Raw genomic sequence first — 20,195 nt, 5'->3', positions numbered from 1 at the left:
AAAGTGGAATATGCCTATTCGCGACTGGCGTTTAGCCATGAGCCGCTTTATTATTGAATTCGGTGACCGCTTAAGCAATCACCTTTAAATTGATGAAAAGCAATTACACAAAATTATTTACAGGCTCCTAAAGATAAAACTATTCAATTTGCTTAAAAATAAATACTAATTTAAATATATAATCTCCTATACCTCTATTTATCTATCTTGAATTACTACAACTATCCATTAGCACTTTTAAAATCAAAAAACGCTATATAATCATGTATACGCCTTTTATATAGGTTGGATGAATTGTGTGTTTAACCTTTCAGAAAGCTTCTATTATATTCGCCATCTTTGCATGGCTAATGCAGCTTTCTGTCTTTATTACGCCCATTCTGCAAACACATCCTGAGCTTGGGTCTGGAATCTGCAAGCAACTTGCTATTTTCAATCCACCGGAAGCCCATTCTGATCATATTAAATTAAAAGCGACACAGCCGCAGATCCAGAAATCTTTCCTATTAGCTGAACAGCGCAATGTAGAAGAAAAAATCCTGTATAGCGCAGATACTTTTTGTAAATTCTGTCTGGTTTTGGGACAGAATTTTAATCCTGTTTGGCTTGCCTGCCTTCTCATCTTACTGACATTAATTTTGGGCAAAACACCTCATCGTTTAGCTGTTTCCAGTCTCAAGCGTTATCAAAAACTTTACTTAACCTTCTTCAAAAATCGTGGTCCTCCACTTTCTCTCTAGTTCACGACCTAAACTGTTGTCTTAATTATTTTATAAAAATATTCAAACTACTTACTTTCAGTATGTGGTTCGACATTCCTTTTTTCCTGATTCAGGTGGAATAATAATGAATACACAAAATAATTTATTTAAATTCAGCGCACTTTCACTCGCAACTTTGACTTGTAATCTTATTCATGCAGAAGAAAGTCCAGCAAAACAGCTCGAACAATTAGCGCCTATATCCGTGATGGCCAGCCGTGGCAGTAATTTACAGGATATGGACATGAGTACGACGGTCATTGAACATGAACAGATTCAGAATGCACCGCAAAGCAGTATTGACCAAATTATTAACAAAATTCCCGGTGTTTTTACTCCTGCCCGCCTATCAACCCAATTACATCCAACCAGCCAGCTCATCAGCATCCGTGGTTTTGGCACCTCCACCAATGGTTTAAATCTGGTGCTTGTCGATGGTATTCCTGCCAATGATCCTTATTTTAGAACTATCAATTGGTCCCAGATTCCTAAAGAACAGGTTGAGCGAATTGAAGTGATCCGTGGCGGTGGTGCGACCAGTTTATGGGGCAATATGGCGATGGGCGGCGTAATTAATATTGTTACCCGTCAGCCAGAACAAGGCAGTGCAATTTATGCAAGTTATGGCAGTTTTAATACGGCTAGTTACGGAGCCAGCCAAGGATGGGAACTGTCAGAAAAATTTAAAATCGGCTTGAGTTATGACGGCAGCCAGTCTGATGGCTATTGGCAGGTACCGAAACGATATCGCCATCCAGACATGAGCAAAACAGAAAATCAGGTGGATACGCTCAATGTTAAAGCCATCTATAGCCCCAATCAGCAGGATGAGTATCTACTCGCCTTACTTGCAAGCGAAACTAAAGAAGAAGGCTTGCAATATCGGGATGCTGAAAATAAATGGAATACGTTTCGCATTGCTGCCACTGGCCTCACCGAGCTGAGCTCAGACTGGAAATTGAATACATTAGCGTGGTATCAAACCAATGACATGCAAACCCAAAATGCTTCTATTCCAGGTTATAGTCTGGCAACTCCAAATAATGGCACATCGATTATCAGCCAGAAGGAAAAGGCGGAATATGACAGTTTCGGTACATCAATCACAGCAAATACCCAATGGAAACAATTGGAAGATATTAAATTTGGTATCGATTATCGCCAAATTGAAGTGAAAGACCCGCTGAATATTTTTAATAGTACCGGTTTTTTGGGCAATATCACTGCAGAAGCAACGCATCAGTTTGCAGGTATTTTTGCCCAAGCTTTGTATCGTCCTGAAACCTTACCTCTGGATATTACTTTGGGTTTACGTCAGGATTTCTGGAAAGCCTCGGATGCAGAAACTTATGGACAATATGCAGGCAGCCCGATTCAAAATCGTCTAGCTGACCAAGATGAAAATCACTTTAGTCCCCGCCTCGGCTTTAAATATCATTTCAATGATCAACTTGATCTACGCGGTGCAGCCTATAAAAACTTCTCTGCACCCGGTCTGAACCAGATGTACCGTAGTTTTATCGGTGGTTCGAATTACACAGTTCCCAATACTGACCTGAAATCCCAAACCAATCGGGGAGCCGAATTGGGTTTTGATTTTAGCGATCATGCTTTAACGCTTTCTGGCACCTATTTTTATAATAAAGTGAAAGATTACATTGATTATGCGGTGGTCCGATCCGACTGTGATGCAGGCAATAATTACTGTGATACTGGGGTGAGTGCTGCTGCCACATTACGCCAGTATGTCAATGCTGGTGATGCCAAAATGCAAGGATTTGAACTTATTGCAAATGTTCAGGTGAACGATCGTATTAGCCTGAATGCGGGTTATACAAGAACCAAGTCTGAACTGACTCGCTCTAATTTAAGCGTTGCTGTAGCGCCAACCGGACAGCAGATCGGACAGATTCCGACCTGGAATGCGACTTGGGGTGCATCCTGGCAAGCGACAGACCAGCTGCATCTAAATGTGCAGTTACGAGAGTTTGCCGAGTATTGGAATAACACCGCGCATACCCAGTTGAATGAGGGGACCTTAACGGTTGATTTAAGTGCGAATTATCAAGCCACTCCTCAATTACAGCTATTTGCCATTGCCCAGAATATTACAGATCAGTCTTATTATGATCAGGGTCTCAGTTATCTGGCGGATGGCAGCATCAATACTTCAGGTTCAGGTACGATTCCTCAATATGCTTTGCCTTTAAACATCACGATAGGAGCAAAGTATCGCTTTTAAAACCTGTTTAAATCGTTGCCAGGAGATAAACACTCAGCTTGTTTTGATCTCTATTCGAGGATGCCTATCCTTTCAGTGTTGAATGCTGAAACCGGTATGGCCATTAGATATAACTGGATTGTATGACTAAAGCTCTTAATTATTTAAGGGCTTTTTTTTTGAATATCAAAACAAGTTGAAGCTAAGTTTTTAATATTTCATTTTCTTAAATTTCCATAACAAAAACTTGTGTTCATAAGCCTTTTTGATATGAGTATTCAAAATAGATTTTCCTTACAAAAAACTACATTTCCTATGATTTAGTATCTTGGAATTATCCAAAAAATATTTTTTATGAATAACATTAATTTATGTTATAAATTAACCCCATATTTTATGAAATTATTTATTACGTAATTAAATTACGTATTGAATAATATTCAAGATCCAGTATGATGAGTTAAATTCCTTCTTTTTCTTGTGTGCATCAGGAATCGATGCAGTTCAGCAAGTCAAAGAAGTCAGGCAAACGGATTTGTCTTCTCAATATAAAACGGCAGTGATACCTCCGTAGAGCCTGAACAGACAGTAAAAGATGAGCAATAGGATTGCTTCTAAAAAATGAGGATGTTGTATGAATGAATTAGCCAATCCATTAGAACTATGTGGATTCGAATTTATTGAATTTGTATCTGAAGATGGTCAGTTGGATCCTGTTTTCCAAGCAATCGGATTCACTAAAGTGGCGAAGCATAAATCGAAAAATGTCTATTTATGGCGCCAGGGCAATATTAATATCATTCTGAATTATCAGCCTGAATCATATGCAGCATTTTTCTATAAAGAGCACGGTCCTTCTGCTTGTGCAATGGGCTTCCGTACCAAGAATGCGGCAAAAGCTTTTCAAAAGGCGATTGAAATCGGTGCAGAACCGATTTATAGCAAAATCGGCCCAATGGAGCTTAACATCCCTGCGATTAAAGGAATCGGTAGTTCTCCAATCTTCCTGGTCGATTGTGACATTTACCAAAATGATTTTATCTTCTTTGATAATGTTCCATCGCGTCCAGTCGGCACTGGCCTGAATGAAATCGATCATTTAACGCATAATGTTTATAAAGGTCGTATGCAGTACTGGGCAGATTTCTATGAAAAGATTTTCAACTTCCAGGAAATCCGCTACTTTGATATTAAAGGCGAATACACTGGCCTGACTTCTAAGGCACTAACAGCACCAGATGGCAAGATCCGTATTCCACTGAATGAAGATTCAGACAAAGGTAATGGCCAGATCGCTGAGTTCCTGAACGAATTCAATGGAGAAGGCATTCAGCACATTGCCTTTATCTGTGATGACCTGCTTGAAACTTGGGACAAGCTGAAAGCTTTAGGCACCAAGTTCATGACGCCACCGCCAAGCACTTATTATGAAATGCTGGATGAACGTCTGCCAAATCATGGTGAGCCAGCGGATGAGCTGCAAAAACGCGGCATTCTGCTCGATGGCAATACCAAAGATGGTAACAAACGCCTGCTATTACAGATTTTCTCTGAAAATATGATTGGCCCAGTGTTCTTTGAGTTTATCCAGCGCAAAGACGATGATGGTTTCGGTGAAGGTAACTTTAAGGCCTTATTTGAATCAATCGAACGTGATCAGATCAAACGTGGTGTTTTAGACATTTCTAAAGCCTGACCTTTTTAAAACCATACCGGTGTCTATGTAGTCTCATATGCATCGGTATGGTTACCTCTGTTTCAACGTATACGCTCGTATAACACTTAAGATTCTGCATCGATGACGGCATAAAAATAATAAAGCACATCATAGTTCAGCGCTTAATCTCACATGGATGATGAATAAAAATGCAGCATATTGAACAAGGAAACCTGAAAAAAGGTTTAAGTAACCGGCATATCCAGCTCATCGCACTCGGTGGTTCAATTGGTACCGGACTGTTTCTTGGAATTTCACAAACAATCAAGCTTGCTGGGCCTTCCGTCATTTTAGGTTATGCCATTGCAGGCTTGATTGCCTTCCTAATGATGCGCCAGCTCGGTGAAATGATTGTACATGAACCCGTGAGCGGTTCTTTTAGTCATTTTGCTTATAAATACTGGGGAAAATTTGCCGGATTTATGTCTGGCTGGAATTATTGGGTGCTAAATATTCTGGTATGTATGGCCGAATTAAGTGCCGTCGGCCTTTATATCCATTACTGGTGGCCTGAAATTCCGACCTGGGTCTCTGCCCTCGGCTTCTTCATTTTCATCAATGTGATTAATCTCCTTCACGTGAAATTATTCGGTGAAATGGAGTTCTGGCTAGCGATCATTAAGGTCGGTGCAATTATTGCCATGATTGCGTTCGGCAGTTACCTGCTTGCCAGTGGTAGCGGTCATAGTCAGTCCAGTCTGGAAAATTTATGGCAACTCGGCGGCTTCTTCCCGAATGGAATCATGGGCCTGATTATGGCGATGGCCATGATCATGTTTGCTTTTGGCGGCATTGAACTGGTCGGGATCGCAGCCGCTGAAACCGATAACCCGAAAAAGACCTTACCTAAAGCAGTCAACCAGATTGTCTACCGTGTCCTGTTATTTTATATCCTGAGTCTGGTAGTGATTTTATCGCTTTACCCTTGGAACATGATGGCACAAGGTGGTAGCCCATTTGTGATGATTTTTGATTCTCTCGGCAGTCAAACAGTTGCTGGTGTTTTGAATTTCGTGGTGTTAACCGCAGCGGTTTCGGTATATAACAGTACTAACTACTGTACCAGCCGTATGCTGTTAGGCTTAGCCCAACAAGGTAATGCACCGAAGTTCTTAAGCAAGATTAATCAGCGTGGCATCCCTGTGAATGCAGTGATGGTTTCAGCGTTTTTCACCTTGATGTGCGTTTTATTAAATTATCTGGTGCCGGAAAAAGCCTTTAGCATGTTGATGATGCTGGTGGTTGCTGCCATCGTGATTAACTGGCTTGTTATTTCCTATACTCATTTGAAATTCAAGACATCCATGAACCGCATGCAGACCAAAACCGATTTTCCAAGTGTGGCTTATCCATTCACCAACTATTTATGTATCGCATTTATGGGCGGTATTCTGCTAATTATGAGCAGCACCCCGGACATGCGTGTGGCTGTCATCATGATTCCGGTCTGGATTGGTATTCTCTCGGTTGCCTACTTCTTTAAGCGCAAACAGGAGTCTCAGACTGCTATTTTAGATAACAGCAAAATTAGCACCTTACCAGAAGCGTAATCGCATATTGATTAGATTAGGATAGATTCATGTTTCAACATATTGATACTTATGCCGGCGATCCGATTCTCTCTTTAATGGAAGAATTCAACAAAGATCAGCGTAGTAACAAAGTCAACTTAAGCATCGGCCTATATTACAACGAAGACAATATTGTGCCGCAACTAGACTCAGTGCAAAAAGCCTATACTTACCTGACCCCTGACTATAATAAAGTCCGTGTTTATTTGCCGATGGATGGTCTGAACAGCTTTAACCAGGCTGCACAGGAATTAATTTTTGGAACCTCCAGCCCTGCCCGCGAGCAAGGTCGTGTGGTCACGATTCAGACTTTGGGTGGCTCAGGTGCACTAAAAGTCGGCGCTGACTTTTTAAAGAAATATTTTCCAGAATCTGAAATATGGGTGAGCCAGCCGACTTGGGAAAACCATATTGCGATCTTTAACGGCGCTGGTATTCAAACCCATTTCTATCCTTATTATGATGCAGAAACCAATGCCGTTAATGTACCGGCGATGCTGGATTGCTTAAAACAGCTGCCCGCTCAAAGTATTGTGTTACTGCATCCTTGCTGTCATAACCCGACCGGGGCAGACTTACAGCCACATGAATGGGATCAGGTCATTGAAGTATTAAAAGCGCAATCCTTAATTCCGTTCTTGGATATGGCTTATCAAGGTTTTGGTCAGGGTCTGGAACAAGATGCCTATGCCATTCGTGCACTTGATCAAGCTGGTATGAATTTTATCGTCAGCCATTCATTTTCCAAAATCTTCTCTTTATATGGAGAACGGATTGGTAGCTTAAGTTTTGTCTGTGATGACTCTACAAGCGCACAAAATGTTTTAGGCCAGTTAAAAGCTACAGTTCGCCGGATTTATTCGAGTCCAGCGGCCAATGGTGCCCTATTGGTCAGCCAGGTGTTAAATAATCCTGAACTGTTTCAGCAATGGCAGACTGAAGTTGAAGAAATGCGCCAGCGTATTTTACGTATGCGAGGCCTACTCAAAGAAAAACTATCTCAGGCATTGCCAGAACTTGATTTCAGCTACCTGACCCAGCAACAAGGTATGTTTAGCTATACCGGCTTAACTGCTGAACAGGTCGATCTGTTAAAACAGCATTACGGTATTTATCTAGTTCGTAGTGGCCGCATGTGTACGGCTGGCCTGAACCTCAGCAATATTGATTATGTTGCCGAGTCGATGGCTGCGGTGATCAAAATGCAGAATGAAGCTGAACCACTGATCGCTTAGAAATAATTAAGTTTTTAAATGCCTTCTAGCTTGAGTGCTCGAAGGCTTTTTTATGAATGGTGATTTGATCTTTTTAAATAAAAATAGAGTTAGGTTATGTTCGTAAGCAAAATCAATAATACTGGGATATCTATTCTTATTTCATCTGGACATTTTGTTCTGCACTAGGATTAAATGAAACCACATAAAATTGTGGAACATTGCTTCTTTATTAAGCGTTAAATATGAAAAATCATAAAAAAAGTCCGATCTGTGATGATCGGATTTTTTCTCATACAGTAAGATAATGATTTATAAAAGATAAATTTAAATATTTTTCGTATAACGTGTATTATGTTAATTTTAGAAAGACTTCATAAGTATTAATAAATTTATGTTCCGGGGCATTAAGAATTGATTCAGCTACTATAGTCTTTTATAGGAGCTAAGTATCCACTTTTTCTTAGGGGAATTTTATGCTTAGAACACTTCATATCTGTATAGGGATTGAATATCGACAAAAAGAGTTGTTTAAAAAAGCACTAATTAATAACAATATCAACTTTGAAATGTCTGGAGGAAATCTTCCTAAAAGAGTGGGCCCTTATTATAAAGACTTAGATATTATTCCCTGCCATTATTACCTCCTTGGAAGCAAAGACTGGAAAGAGGTTATTAAGGATCCGAAAAATATTAATCAATATGACGAATTTTCTGAGCCATTTCATATATTTTTATTACAAAATAAGTTTATAAATAACTACTTAAATCAATTCTCTACATTAGAAAAGGTTAAGGATTTTTTCATACCTAATGGCTCTCGCTTAATTTGTAGCTATGATAATTATATTCAGCATGAAGACATCATTTCATTTGGATCAGAAACAATAAATAACTTATCGAGGTTAGGTCTAGGAGTTGATTATAATCATGCACTTTATGATTAAACTTGATGTCTCACCCCACCTATTTAACATAAAGGCTGTTATACAAACTCTAAAGCATCTAAGAGGTAAGAGTCTCTGTTCAACTCTTCTCTTTCGTATCCATTAAAATAAGAATTCTAGTTTTCATAATTAAGCCACCTTTTTAATTTCTCTCTAACGATCAAAAGTTAGATATAAAAAAGATCCAGTACCTCAATCAGGTCTGGACCTATGTAATGACTATAAATTATATGTAAAATAAAGTGTTAGACAGCCACTTGTGGATTAAACAAGGCATCAATCTGTTGCTGAATCCCGAGCAGATAATCAATAGCCTGTTGCATCTGGTCTGCTGGCAACTGGTCTTCGGTGCCAATACAGGTAATAACATGATCAAGCTGTCGGCTGAAGTTATATACCGGAATCGCCACCGCATGGATGCCTGCCATCATATCACCGGTTACTGAAGCATAGCCCTGTTGCAGGATTTTCTCTTTAAGTTGCAAGAATTCTTCCCAGTTCGCAGGATATTGATCTGCTTTAGCGCTATTCGCCCACTCTTTTTCCAGCAAAGGCTTGATGATGTGTTCTGGCTGGAGGCAGGCATGCAAGCGACCCGTTGCCGACTTCAATAGAGGCATACGCGAGCCGACCCGGGTAATAATATTAAATACATGGTTGGATTCAAGCGACTGAACCACGACAGCACCATCGGCGAACCATTTGCTGACATGAATACTGCAATTTAAATGCTGCTGAATCTGCGTAATATATTTTTGGGTTAATTCCAGCATATCGGTACGCTTTAAGGCATTAACGCCAAATGCGTGAGCACGCTCACCCAGGCTATATCGCCCGTCACTGAGCTGCTGGGCATACCCTTTACGTATCAAGCTCACCACATAGCGATGCACTTTTGCAGGATGCATAGACAGGACTTCTGACAGCTCTTTTAACATCATCGGTGCATTATGTTCAGTCAATGCATCGAGTACAGTTAATCCTACTTCTAGAGACTGCACTCCTCCCTGTAATTTTTCTTCCTCAACGCTCATCGTTTCATCCTGCATATACGCATTAATTTTCATGGCTCTATAAAACCATTGTACTACCGAAATCAAAAATCTTGTTCGGCCAAATCTGATTCCAGATTCAGATCATAGCCGCATATTAACAAATTTACATTATACATAATCAAATTATTTATTGCGTAATTTAAAAATATAAGTATGATTCTGTATAGAACTTAAATTTTCCACGGAAAGGATTCATATTTATGACGACGCGTTTAAAGTCATTTATCGACATCGCTCCTGATTCAGATTTCCCTTTAGAAAACTTGCCTTATGGTATTTTCAGTAATGAGCAAAACACCCAACCACGTGCTGGGGTGGCACTTGGAGAATGGGTGGTTGATCTAGCAGCATTGGAAGCAAAGGGTTATTTAAAGCTGGAACAAGATCAGCAATTTTTTAATCAGCCAACTTTGAATAGTTTTATTGAGTCGGGTAAAGCCAACTGGTCTAAAGTACGTACGGAATTACAAAAGTTACTCTCAGCCGATCATGCTGAATTGCGTGACAACAAAGAGCTACGTGATCTGGTTTTCTTGAAACAGTCAGATGTCAAAATGCATCTACCGGTGCATATCCCAGGCTATACCGATTTCTATTCATCCAAAGAACATGCCACTAATGTCGGCTGTATGTTCCGTGATCCGAAAAATGCATTGTTAGCAAACTGGTCAGAACTTCCAGTCGGTTATAACGGCCGTGCCAGCTCCGTGATTGTTAGCGGGACAGAAATCGTGCGTCCATCTGGACAGATCAAATTACCGGATTCTGATCGTCCAGTATTTTCAGCATGTCGCAAGCTCGACTTCGAACTGGAAACCGGCTTTATCATCGGCAAGCCAAATAACTTAGGCGAGCCCATTGCGATTGAAAATGCCTGGAATCATATTTTTGGCATGGTGCTGTTCAATGATTGGTCTGCACGTGACTTGCAACAATGGGAATATGTACCGCTAGGTCCATTTAACGCCAAGACTTTTGCCTCTTCGATCTCGCCATGGATCGTGACCATGGAAGCGCTTGAACCGTTTAAAACCAGTTCACCTGCTCAGGAGCCAAAACCGCTGGCTTACCTACGTGAAGATAACAGCAGTAACAGCTATGACATCAATCTGTCTGTGGAAATTCAGCCTGAAAATTCAGACCAGGCTGATGTCATCTGCGAAACCAATTTCAAATATATGTACTGGTCGATGGCACAGCAACTGGCTCATCACACCATTGCCGGCTGTAATGTTCAGGTCGGTGATCTGATGGGTTCAGGTACGATTTCAGGCCCTACGCCTAATTCTTATGGTTCATTACTGGAAATTACCTGGAATGCCACCAAACCACTGACTTTATCGAATGGTGAACAGCGTACCTTCATTCAAGACGGCGACACCGTAATCATGAAAGGTCATTGTGAAAAAGATGGCCTGCGTATCGGTTTCGGTACTGTGATTGGCAAAATCTTGCCAGCGATTAACTTCGGTTTTACTGAATAAGCCGGGGTGAAATCATGACCATGCAACTGTATACCTATTTTCGTAGTTCAGCCGCTTACCGGGTTCGTATTGCGCTCAACCTGAAAGGACTCGAAGCAAAACATATCCCGGTTCATCTGGTGAACAACGGTGGCGAACAGCATAGTGAAATGTTTCGTCGGGTCAATCCAGGAGAGCTGGTACCAGCGTTGATTGAAGATGATTTCACACTGACCCAGTCGCTCAGCATGATTGAATATCTGGAAGAAAAATTTCCAGAACCTCCCCTGTTGCCTAAGGATTTGCAACAGCGTGCGCTGATTCGGGCCTTTAGTCTGAATATTGCCTGTGACATTCATCCACTCAACAACCTGCGTGTACTTCAGTACCTCAGTAAAACCCTGAATGCCAGCGATGAACAAAAAACCGAATGGTACAGACACTGGGTCATCACCGGCTTAAAAGCGCTTGAAGCTCAATTAACACATTCAAATGGCCAATTCTGTTTTGGAGATCAACCGAGCCTTGCAGATTGCTGTTTGATTCCACAAGTATATAACGCCAAACGTTTCAACATCGATCTTTCGGATTTCCCGAAAATTGAATCGATTTATGCTCATTGCAACTCACTAGACGCATTTCAAAAAGCTGCACCTGAAGCACAGCCTGATGCAGCATAAGAACATATAAGGATATAAGCATGACCATTCAAATTGAAAAAATTCACCATGTCGCCTACCGCTGTAAAGATGCCAAAGAAACCGTAGAATGGTACAAAAAAAACCTGAACATGGACTTTATCCTGGCTTTTGCTGAGGATCATGTCCCGTCTACCAAGGCTTTTGACCCATATATGCACCTGTTTTTAGATGCTGGTAATGGCAATGTACTGGCCTTCTTTGAACTGCCCACCCAACCGGAAATGGGCCGCGATGAAAATACCCCGAAATGGGTGCAGCACATTGCCTTAAAAGTGAAGGATCGTCAGGCACTGGTTCAGGCCAAAGAGCATCTGGAAGCCAATGGCGTAGATGTACTGGGCATTACCAATCACGGCATTTTCCATTCGATTTACTTCTTTGATCCAAATGGTCACCGTCTGGAACTGGCTTATGATGATGAAAAAGCACCTCAGAAAATTGCCATGATTACCGAAGAAATGAAGTATGACATGCTGGAACAATGGAGCAAAACCAAACGCGCGCCTTCACATACCCACTTCCTGCATGCGGATGAATTAGACCATAGCGCTCGTGAAGCCAAGATGGACGCTTGAATTTTAAGAAAAGGATTTCTGATGAATAAAGTCATTGCCAATGCTCAGGAAGCTTTAGCGGATATCGTGGCAGATCATCAAACGCTCGCCGTTGGCGGATTTGGTTTATGCGGTATTCCTGAAGCACTCATTGAAGCTTTAAAAAATACTGGTGTGATTGGCCTGACCTGTATTTCCAATAATGCCGGTGTGGATGATTTTGGTTTGGGCAAATTGCTGCAAACTAAACAGATCAAAAAAATGATTTCTTCTTATGTCGGTGAGAACAAGGAATTTGAGCGCCAATATCTGAATGGTGAACTGGAAGTAGAGCTGACACCTCAAGGCACACTGGCTGAAAAATTACGTGCTGGCGGTGCTGGAATTCCTGCTTTCTACACTCAAACAGGTGTTGGCACATTGGTTGCCGAAGGCAAAGAAGTCCGTGAATTTGATGGTAAAGAGTTTATTCTGGAAAAGTCATTAACCGCGGATGTGGCATTGGTTAAAGCCTATAAAGCGGATAAGGCCGGCAATTTGGTCTTCCGTAAAACTGCGCGTAATTTCAATCCTGAATGTGCGATGGCCGGTAAAATCACTGTGGCTGAAGTTGAACAGGTTGTAGAGATTGGTGAACTTGATCCGGATGATATTCATCTACCTGGAATTTATGTCAATCGAATCATCGTTAATGCTGCACCGGAAAAGCGAATTGAACAGATGACCTTAAAGGCAGGAGCATAATCATGGCCTGGACTCGAAATGAAATGGCTCAGCGTGCGGCACAGGAACTTGAAGATGGGTTCTATGTCAATCTTGGTATCGGTTTGCCAACACTGGTGGCCAACCATATTCCGGACAATATCAACGTCTGGCTCCAGTCTGAAAATGGCCTCTTAGGCATTGATGAATTCCCGACTGCAGAAACAGTTGATGCAGACCTGATTAATGCCGGTAAACAGACAGTCACTGCCCGCAAAGGTGCTGCCTTCTTCTCAAGTGCTGAATCCTTTGCCATGATTCGCGGGGGCCACGTGAATATTGCGATTTTAGGTGCGATGGAAGTCTCTGAAACAGGTGATCTGGCCAACTGGATGATTCCGGGCAAGAAAGTCAAAGGTATGGGCGGTGCCATGGATCTGGTAGCAGGCGTGCAGAAAGTTGTCGTTCTAATGGAGCATACGGCGAAAGACGGTTCACCGAAAATTGTTCCTCAATGTACCCTGCCGTTGACCGGTAAAGGTGTCGTCAATCGTATCATTACGGATCTCGGCGTTATGGATATTACTTCACGCGGAATGTTTCTGATAGAACTCGCTCAAGATGTCACGCTGGAGCAGATTAAAGCTGCAACTGGGGTTGAGCTCATTACAGATAGGCTTGAGGCTGCCTAATTAATAGTTGGTCACTTTTAACGATCTCTGTTTACTTATTACTTAAGATAATATGAATCTGGTACGAGCTTTTATCTTTATTATCCTAGACAAAAAAAATAGCCTTAGATCTATTCGATTTAAGGCTATTTTTAATTTAGGTAATGGTAGAAGTAAATTCCGAAGCCCATCAACTTTAAATCATCATACATCCAAACAAATTTTACCAATATGTTTGCCATCACGTTGATATTCAAAAGCTGCCTGAATCTCTTCTAGCGGGAACACTTTATCAATCATTGGATGAATATCTGTTGCTTCTAGGGCTCTGATCATATCCTGCTGTTCAGAACGGTTTCCTACCGTCACGCCTTTAATGGTCAGCTGTTTCACCATAATTGCCGCTGTGGGTACATCTCCACTGATCCCGGTAAACACGCCAATCAAGGTAATGTGTCCGCCTATACGAGAAGCTGCGATGGATTGAGCCAGCGTACCCGGTCCGCCAATTTCAACAACATGATCAACGCCCCGGTTGCCTGTCATCTCAAAGATTTTCTCACCCCAGTTTTCTTCTTCGCGGTAATTTACAACACCAGCAACGCCCTGTTCGAGAAGCCATTTCGCTTTTTCATTTGATGAAGTCGTTGCCCACACCCTTGCACCCATCTTCAGGGCAAATTGAAGTGCAAATATTGAAACACCACCTGTTCCAAGGATTAGCACATCGTCTCCAGCTTTGATTTTTCCTTCCACCACCAGTGCACGCCATGCGGTTAATCCAGCCGTTGGTAGGGTTGCTGCTTCATGATGAGTCCAGCCTTTGGGAGCATGAGTAAACCAGTTTTCTGGTCGCACTACATATGAAGTTGCATAGCCATCAATTCCATCACCTGGCGTATAACTAAAATCAGCTTGCGGACACTCAGCTTTCACCCAGTTAGGGAAAAATAGGGAAACGACATGATCTCCAACAGCAAACTCAGTCACCCCTTCGCCAATTTCTTCAACAACCCCGCGCCATCGGCCATCAACAGTCGACCTGATTCTGCAGGAAGAACTCCAATTGCGACGTTATAATCATGGAAATTAAGTGAGTTACTGAGAATTCGAACTCTAATCTCTCCATGACCGGGCTTTCCAGGATCGTTAATATCTGCCAATTCTATTTGATCTAAACCTGGTGTTTGACCTCGTAAAGCTGCTTTCATAAATTCGACTCTGTTTATTAAGCGATTGGTTTGCCATCTTATAACTTAGATTATAACGTTGACGTAGTTTTCTCATAAACACGAACAAAAAACGTTTACATCTTTACCCAACCCTGAGAAAAAGATCTGAATGAACTTTTAAAAACTACCTTCTATCGAATTCAAAAAATCCATTCATCTCTCAATCAGAAAGACTAAAATTTCATCAACTCAAATGCTTCAATTAAATAATTATTCATCTAAATTTTAAGATCTCACTTCCTCTAAAAATCAATTTTTCACATTCTTCCGTAAAATTTTTTGGCTATGAAATAACATGAATAATCTTGAAACAAGTAAGGATTTTTAAATCTTTTCTGATTATATTTTAATCAATTTACTCTATTTAAGGAATTTTACTCAGTAACAACTATAAAAAATGCGAAAATTTTTAAGTCTTTATTTATATCAATAAATTTATCTAAAAATTATTTTATTTAAATATATATCAACTATATGTTTAAAATATAATCACATTAAATAATATTTAAAAATAATTAAAAATTCCTCTATGTAACTGTTTCGTAAATTTTTTTAAGGTTTTTCTATTCAAAAAAAATTATAGTGGCGCAGCAGTTAGCCATCATTAAAAAAATAGGAAATGAAAATGAAAACATCGAACAATTTGAGTAAAGGACTGGTCGTAGCCGCTCTTATTGCTACTACACAAATGAGTTATGCAGAATTTAAAAGATTCTCTGTATCTGCCGGATGGTTACATATCAAATCACAAGGAAATGCCAATCCGATGCGAATTAAAACTGGCGTGGAAGAAGGAAGATCTGCTCGAGTAGGAGATATTACAGGTGATACCATCCGATCAAATATTGATTACAACAAGACTGATTTAACACCAGCTGAACAAGGTCTAATTGGGACAATCACCAGACCATTTTTGAATTATCCATCAATGTTTGACTGGATGCGTGATGGTTTTTATAACGAATTCGGGGATGATCCTGAAAAATTAAGAGATGCATTAATCAGTTTAACCGGTACGGCTGAGATTTCTGGCTTATCAAACTGGAACTCAAATGCGGGTATAGAAGTCGAAGATATTGATACTTTGGGCTTAATGCTGGACTACTATGTGAATGAAAATGTTTCTCTGCAAATGATTGGAGGCATTCCACCAAAGGTCGATTTAAAAGGTAAAGGACAAGTCTACGCACCATTTTCAGCAGTAGGTCATCCTATCGCGCCAAACCAGAACTTATATTTGAAAAATGATATTCTCATTACTGACTTAGATAAATATGATACTGCTGCTTCTGCACGTGCTTGGACACCTGCACTTGAGGCGATTTATCACTTTGGCAAACCGGGTGTTAACAAGTTCCGACCTTATATCGGTGCCGGTGTCATGTTTACTCATTACACTGATATTAAATTAAATGGCGGCGTTAAAAATGATCTGATTGCAGCTGGCCACATGATTCAAAATATTTATGATGGTGAAGCAGGAGCAGCACTCGAAGGTAAAGTTTCAAGTGGAGATATCCGGGTAAAAACCACCGCAGATGATGCTATTGCACCTATTGTCTCCTTAGGTTTTAACTATGATTTGAACTCTAGCTGGTATGCCACTGCGTCGGTGTCTTATGCAAAATTAAATAATAAGACCGATATCACGGTGACCAATAAAAATACGGGCGAGAAACTGATTCAGGCCTCTACCAAAATTGATGTCGATCCGCTAATTTCCTATGTGGGTATAGGTTATCGTTTTTAATTTTCATCAATTCTTATTTTAATTTTTTCAAGCACTGTCCCTTCTTTCCTTTGAGGCATGCATGATTATGCCACCACACGATCCGTGTGGTTTTTTTTGCATATCGGATTTGTAAGGCTTTCATCATTTCCTATGAAAGCCTTTTTTACTATTTATCAATATGAACTACTTTTCGATATTCTGGATTTCATAAGGAATAGATAAGTCTTCACAATCTTGGCCACTTGCTTCTAGAGGTAAAAATTGTGTGCTCATGCTATGTTTCAGTACGCCTTTCGATGTGTAGTCAAACTGATACATCTGCTGATGAACATAAACCTTATTTTTTTCTAAAGTCGTTATTTCTTCCAGATCACAATTCAAGGCTTTCACAGGCACCTTATCCCCAAGTTCCTGTAACTCGACTAAAAAGTGACATGATGGATGCAGGATTGTTTTAGGCTGCTCTGATTGATTTTCCCAACGGACCTGTAAAACAAGCTGATTCACAACTTCATCAGATGGTGTAACTTCAAGTGACTGATTTTCTTCTATCACTTCTAAAGTAATCGGATCTAAAAATTGAAGAGTACGCTTAACCCCCTGACAATCATCTGTTTTTGGTTTTGACAGCCAAATTGAGTAAGAATCCTTTAAAGGAACTCTCTCAACCACAATATCCACTCCAGAAGGCGGTTTTCCTCCGGTTCCAGTTCCACCTTTTACGACACCTGCTGAAAACTCTTCTCCACAACCAGCTAACAACGTCGCGCAGACAATAGACAATAAAATTCTTTTTTTATGTATCACTTTGATATATCCCTAAACAAAATGTCTGATTCGCATCAGATTTTCCTTCATCCAATTCACTACGTTCTAAAGCCAGTTTGAATAAATCTTCAGAATACTTTTCCCATAATTCGAGTGAATGCTTTTTAAGAATTTCAACTGATTCGCTCGTCAGTTCATCTGCTCGTATACTCTCTTCTAAAAAGCTCGTTTGTTCCGGACAAAAAATATTATGTAAACCCGCCTGCATATGGCTTTGCAAATTATCGGTCAATAGCTTGCGTATATCTTGCGAAGATTGATCCGGAATAAAACTTCTTTTTTCTAAAATGACTTGTTTTTTTTCCTGCCTGACAATTCCAAGACGGACCAATTCATTTAGCACCGATCTGGGATGCATTTCCTTTGAAACCCTATGGACTAATTTTACAAATGAATCTTGATCTGGATTATGAAAAGGCAGCTGTTCTGACCACTCTTCTGCTACCCATATCCCGACTACTCGGCCAGGAATATTCAATGCTTCCGTTTTGCCGGTATCAGTAATTAAGTAGCCATCTTCAATTGCTTGTTTGAAAGTAGTGATATCTTTACGGTGCAATCCTGACAATAAGCTGATTGCAGATATAGTGGCTTTTTTCTCAAGAGTTTCCAGTTCATTCACGGCTTGCAAATAAAAGATAGGCTTTAAAGCGGCAGAAAATTCTGTATAGCCCACCCCGGAGCGAATAAGCCATTTCGTTAAATGGTTCATTAGCAACAAAACTTGCTGTAAATTAAATTCAGTATCGTTTGTAGGTGAACTGCTCATGGGGTCAATATTTTCCCAACTTCCAAAATAAAAAATTTTCTAAGGTTCCATATTTAAAGCTATTTTGATGAATCTTAGAAAGAGAAAAGAATTTATCTTAAAATCTCTCACAATAATAATAAAATCTAATAAATATCTCGACTCGGAAGTCTCTCTATTTAAATACATATCTGGAAAACTAAGTTTTATTCCAGTTTTTAAAAAATTATCTCTTTAATATAAAACCTATCAGCAATTATCAATCATTATTCGCCTTTGAATAATTAAGTTTTAACTATGATTAATTAAATACCCTAAGTAATCAGCTAATATTAAAAAACTTTTTCATCTTAAACTGAATTTGGTAAACGCTTAAAATAAACATGTAGCCAATAAAAAAGCCACTTACATAAGTGGCTGATTTATAACAAGAATTTTGGTGGAGATGGCGTCTACTTAACTTGACAATAATTAATTGTTTTATATATTTTTATTTTTTAATTCAATTTAAAATTGTACATTCAATGTACAAGGTAATTCCCGTGTGAATAGGAATTGAACTGAGGATTTTTTTGCATTTTTATATGTAACTAAATTTAACATACCTCATCATTCTAGCATATTTTAATCAGTTACTACCCACTAACTGCTTCATCAAACTTTTTACTATCAGTTTTCGATTAGGGACTCCAAAACTCATACCCATTTTCACTAGCATATCTGTATGCCCAATTAGCTACATTCTCTGATTTTTGCATATCATTGCTGATACCGTTGTTCACCAGTTTTTGACTTATTTCATGACCATATTTATGATTTCTTAGCATCCATTTTTTATAAAAATATGAAGAAGCCAAATAATTGCTTTTTTTCGAATTACAGGATTTATCTGTAACAACAAAATTATGAATCGTATCTGATGAATACATAGACCAAGGAATAAAGTGATCTACTCTCATACTTTCCAAATCGACTCTTCCACCACAATAGAAACACTGCTGGTCTTGTAAAAGCAACAATACTTTGCCAATTTCCTTCAAAAAAGATCTGTTCGGTGAAAATAGAAATGCTTCTAGATCATGAATATCTTCATCAAAAACAATATGGTTATTCTTATTCACTCTTAAGAAGTCAACCCATCGCTTAATACAGAGTTCTTCAATGATTTCATGAAATTGTTGCAAACAATATCCAACATTAGGTAAGAGATAAACATATTCTCTGTCTATTTCATTTACTCGGTAGATAAATTCACAGTTCTGATTACCAACATTTTGAAGCAGTTTTATAGGATATTTTTTAATCTGAGCAATAATGTTTTTTAAAAGTTTAACCCATTCTTTATTATCATTTTTCAATGCCGCTAAAGTTTCAAATCTTTCTCTAACTTCGGTAATGAGTCTTACAATCGTTGCCTGCTTCTTTGTTTCTTTCAAATGATAAAGAATAAATGGTACATCGCTAAGCCCATTCTTTACTTCATTTTCAATTTGAATAAATTTATACGGTGTAGTCTGTTGCCAATACAATTCTACAAATTTCTCAGCTATATCAATAAATTTTAAAGTTACCCTCTCTCCACCAATCTCCCCTTGCTCTACAGACAACCGTGCAAGACTCATTAATAATGCAAATTTATAGGTTGATGTAAAAGCACCTATACAGAGAATTTTTTGTATATTTTTTAAAAACTTTAATTGTTCCATTGGACATATATTCTTATTGTTATCAAATTCCTGCATGACTCTCTTCAAACCATTTTTTCTGTATTAAAACATTTAACCATTCTTCATTTGAATTTGGTTTCTTATCAGCCGTAATCCATTGTTGTAGTAAGTAACACTCTTGAAGACTACCAATCAGTAATGACATTTTGTATTCATTCATATCTAAAAAAAATCTATCTCCATCATATCTAATGCCTTCACCCATTTTATACGACATATATAAAATGATGTGTGCTTAAAAAACAGGAGGGTTTAACTTGGTAAACTATACATACTCATTAGGAGTTTACCATGAGCAAGAAACAGAAGACTTACACCGCAGAATTTAAAGCTGAAGCCATAAAAGCCATT

General features: G+C 39.4%; 19 protein-coding genes. 12 read left to right on the top strand and 7 right to left on the bottom strand.

Annotation, left to right across the window (positions count from 1 at the left end; genetic code table 11):
- Nucleotides 1-296 precede the first annotated feature (296 nt).
- The 6 genes from FTU72_RS14540 to FTU72_RS14515 all read left to right on the top strand — a co-directional run bounded on the left by FTU72_RS14540 (nt 297) and on the right by FTU72_RS14515 (nt 8,431).
- A complete protein-coding gene (locus tag FTU72_RS14540) occupies nt 297-740 on the top strand; it encodes a hypothetical protein (protein ID WP_180053042.1) in 444 nt (147 codons plus the stop codon).
- Between the two features lie 106 nt (nt 741-846).
- Nucleotides 847-3,003: a TonB-dependent receptor gene (locus FTU72_RS14535; RefSeq protein WP_180053041.1), complete on the top strand. Its 2,157-nt coding sequence runs from the start codon at nt 847-849 to the stop codon at nt 3,001-3,003.
- Between the two features lie 613 nt (nt 3,004-3,616).
- Entirely contained in the window at nt 3,617-4,678 is a 1,062-nt protein-coding gene (hppD, locus tag FTU72_RS14530) for a 4-hydroxyphenylpyruvate dioxygenase (RefSeq protein ID WP_180053040.1), read from the top strand.
- A 170-nt stretch (nt 4,679-4,848) separates the two neighbouring features.
- A complete protein-coding gene (locus tag FTU72_RS14525) occupies nt 4,849-6,249 on the top strand; it encodes an amino acid permease (RefSeq protein ID WP_111810540.1) in 1,401 nt (466 codons plus the stop codon).
- A gap of 29 nt (nt 6,250-6,278) precedes the next feature.
- Nucleotides 6,279-7,505: an amino acid aminotransferase gene (locus tag FTU72_RS14520; protein ID WP_180053039.1), complete on the top strand. Its 1,227-nt coding sequence runs from the start codon at nt 6,279-6,281 to the stop codon at nt 7,503-7,505.
- A 455-nt stretch (nt 7,506-7,960) separates the two neighbouring features.
- The gene (locus tag FTU72_RS14515; protein WP_180002435.1) at nt 7,961-8,431 is read left to right on the top strand and encodes a hypothetical protein; all 471 of its coding nucleotides are present in this window, start codon (nt 7,961-7,963) and stop codon (nt 8,429-8,431) included.
- A 245-nt stretch (nt 8,432-8,676) separates the two neighbouring features.
- Here the strand turns inward: FTU72_RS14515 and FTU72_RS14510 are convergent, their stop codons facing one another.
- Nucleotides 8,677-9,498 carry an IclR family transcriptional regulator gene (locus FTU72_RS14510; RefSeq protein ID WP_180053038.1) on the bottom strand — a complete coding sequence of 274 codons (822 nt, stop codon included), beginning with the start codon at nt 9,496-9,498 and terminating at the stop codon, nt 8,677-8,679.
- Between the two features lie 188 nt (nt 9,499-9,686).
- On the opposite strand from FTU72_RS14510, the gene fahA reads away from it, so the two are divergent.
- The 5 genes from fahA to FTU72_RS14485 are packed head-to-tail and all read left to right on the top strand — an operon-like array spanning nt 9,687 to nt 13,598.
- A complete protein-coding gene (gene fahA, locus FTU72_RS14505) occupies nt 9,687-10,970 on the top strand; it encodes a fumarylacetoacetase (RefSeq protein WP_180053037.1) in 1,284 nt (427 codons plus the stop codon).
- 20 nt (nt 10,971-10,990) lie between these two features.
- Entirely contained in the window at nt 10,991-11,629 is a 639-nt protein-coding gene (gene maiA, locus FTU72_RS14500) for a maleylacetoacetate isomerase (RefSeq protein WP_180053043.1), read from the top strand.
- A 20-nt stretch (nt 11,630-11,649) separates the two neighbouring features.
- Nucleotides 11,650-12,225 (top strand): VOC family protein, encoded by a 576-nt coding sequence (locus tag FTU72_RS14495; protein WP_004783206.1) that lies wholly within the window; start codon nt 11,650-11,652, stop codon nt 12,223-12,225.
- Nucleotides 12,226-12,246: 21 nt separating this feature from the next.
- Nucleotides 12,247-12,948 carry a CoA transferase subunit A gene (locus FTU72_RS14490; protein WP_180053036.1) on the top strand — a complete coding sequence of 234 codons (702 nt, stop codon included), beginning with the start codon at nt 12,247-12,249 and terminating at the stop codon, nt 12,946-12,948.
- 2 nt (nt 12,949-12,950) lie between these two features.
- Nucleotides 12,951-13,598, top strand: a complete 648-nt coding sequence (locus FTU72_RS14485; RefSeq protein ID WP_180053035.1) for a CoA transferase subunit B — start codon at nt 12,951-12,953, stop codon at nt 13,596-13,598.
- A gap of 183 nt (nt 13,599-13,781) precedes the next feature.
- Here FTU72_RS14485 and FTU72_RS16575 read toward each other — a convergent pair whose 3' ends face one another.
- Nucleotides 13,782-14,567 (bottom strand): NAD(P)-dependent alcohol dehydrogenase, encoded by a 786-nt coding sequence (locus tag FTU72_RS16575; RefSeq protein WP_373685631.1) that lies wholly within the window; start codon nt 14,565-14,567, stop codon nt 13,782-13,784.
- Nucleotides 14,564-14,788 (bottom strand): hypothetical protein, encoded by a 225-nt coding sequence (locus tag FTU72_RS16455; RefSeq protein ID WP_257220289.1) that lies wholly within the window; start codon nt 14,786-14,788, stop codon nt 14,564-14,566. Before FTU72_RS16455 ends, FTU72_RS16575 begins: the two co-directional genes overlap by 4 nt.
- Nucleotides 14,789-15,434: 646 nt before the next feature.
- Between FTU72_RS16455 and FTU72_RS14475 the strand changes: the two genes are divergently transcribed.
- Nucleotides 15,435-16,559, top strand: coding sequence for an OmpW family protein (locus FTU72_RS14475; protein ID WP_180053034.1), 1,125 nt, complete (start codon nt 15,435-15,437; stop codon nt 16,557-16,559).
- Nucleotides 16,560-16,724: 165 nt separating this feature from the next.
- Here FTU72_RS14475 and FTU72_RS14470 read toward each other — a convergent pair whose 3' ends face one another.
- From FTU72_RS14470 to FTU72_RS14455, 4 genes are all read right to left on the bottom strand, one after another.
- Complete coding sequence (locus FTU72_RS14470) at nt 16,725-17,348, bottom strand: hypothetical protein (RefSeq protein WP_180011400.1); 624 nt, start codon at nt 17,346-17,348, stop codon at nt 16,725-16,727.
- Nucleotides 17,338-18,138, bottom strand: a complete 801-nt coding sequence (locus FTU72_RS14465) for a DUF6502 family protein (RefSeq protein WP_180011398.1) — start codon at nt 18,136-18,138, stop codon at nt 17,338-17,340. The genes FTU72_RS14470 and FTU72_RS14465 overlap by 11 nt, the downstream gene beginning before the upstream one ends.
- Before the next feature lie 659 nt (nt 18,139-18,797).
- On the bottom strand, nt 18,798-19,859 hold the full coding sequence (locus FTU72_RS14460; RefSeq protein ID WP_180053033.1) for an HNH endonuclease signature motif containing protein: 1,062 nt from the start codon (nt 19,857-19,859) through the stop codon (nt 18,798-18,800).
- Nucleotides 19,846-20,049, bottom strand: coding sequence for a hypothetical protein (locus FTU72_RS14455; RefSeq protein WP_180053032.1), 204 nt, complete (start codon nt 20,047-20,049; stop codon nt 19,846-19,848). The genes FTU72_RS14460 and FTU72_RS14455 overlap by 14 nt, the downstream gene beginning before the upstream one ends.
- Nucleotides 20,050-20,195: the final 146 nt, after the last annotated feature.

The sequence above is a fragment of the Acinetobacter sp. YH12137 genome (genome assembly GCF_013418535.1).
In the GTDB taxonomy this organism is placed as follows: Bacteria; Pseudomonadota; Gammaproteobacteria; order Pseudomonadales; family Moraxellaceae; genus Acinetobacter.
Note: the sequence above shows the minus strand (reverse complement) of the source record. Positions and strands in the feature narration are given on the sequence as shown.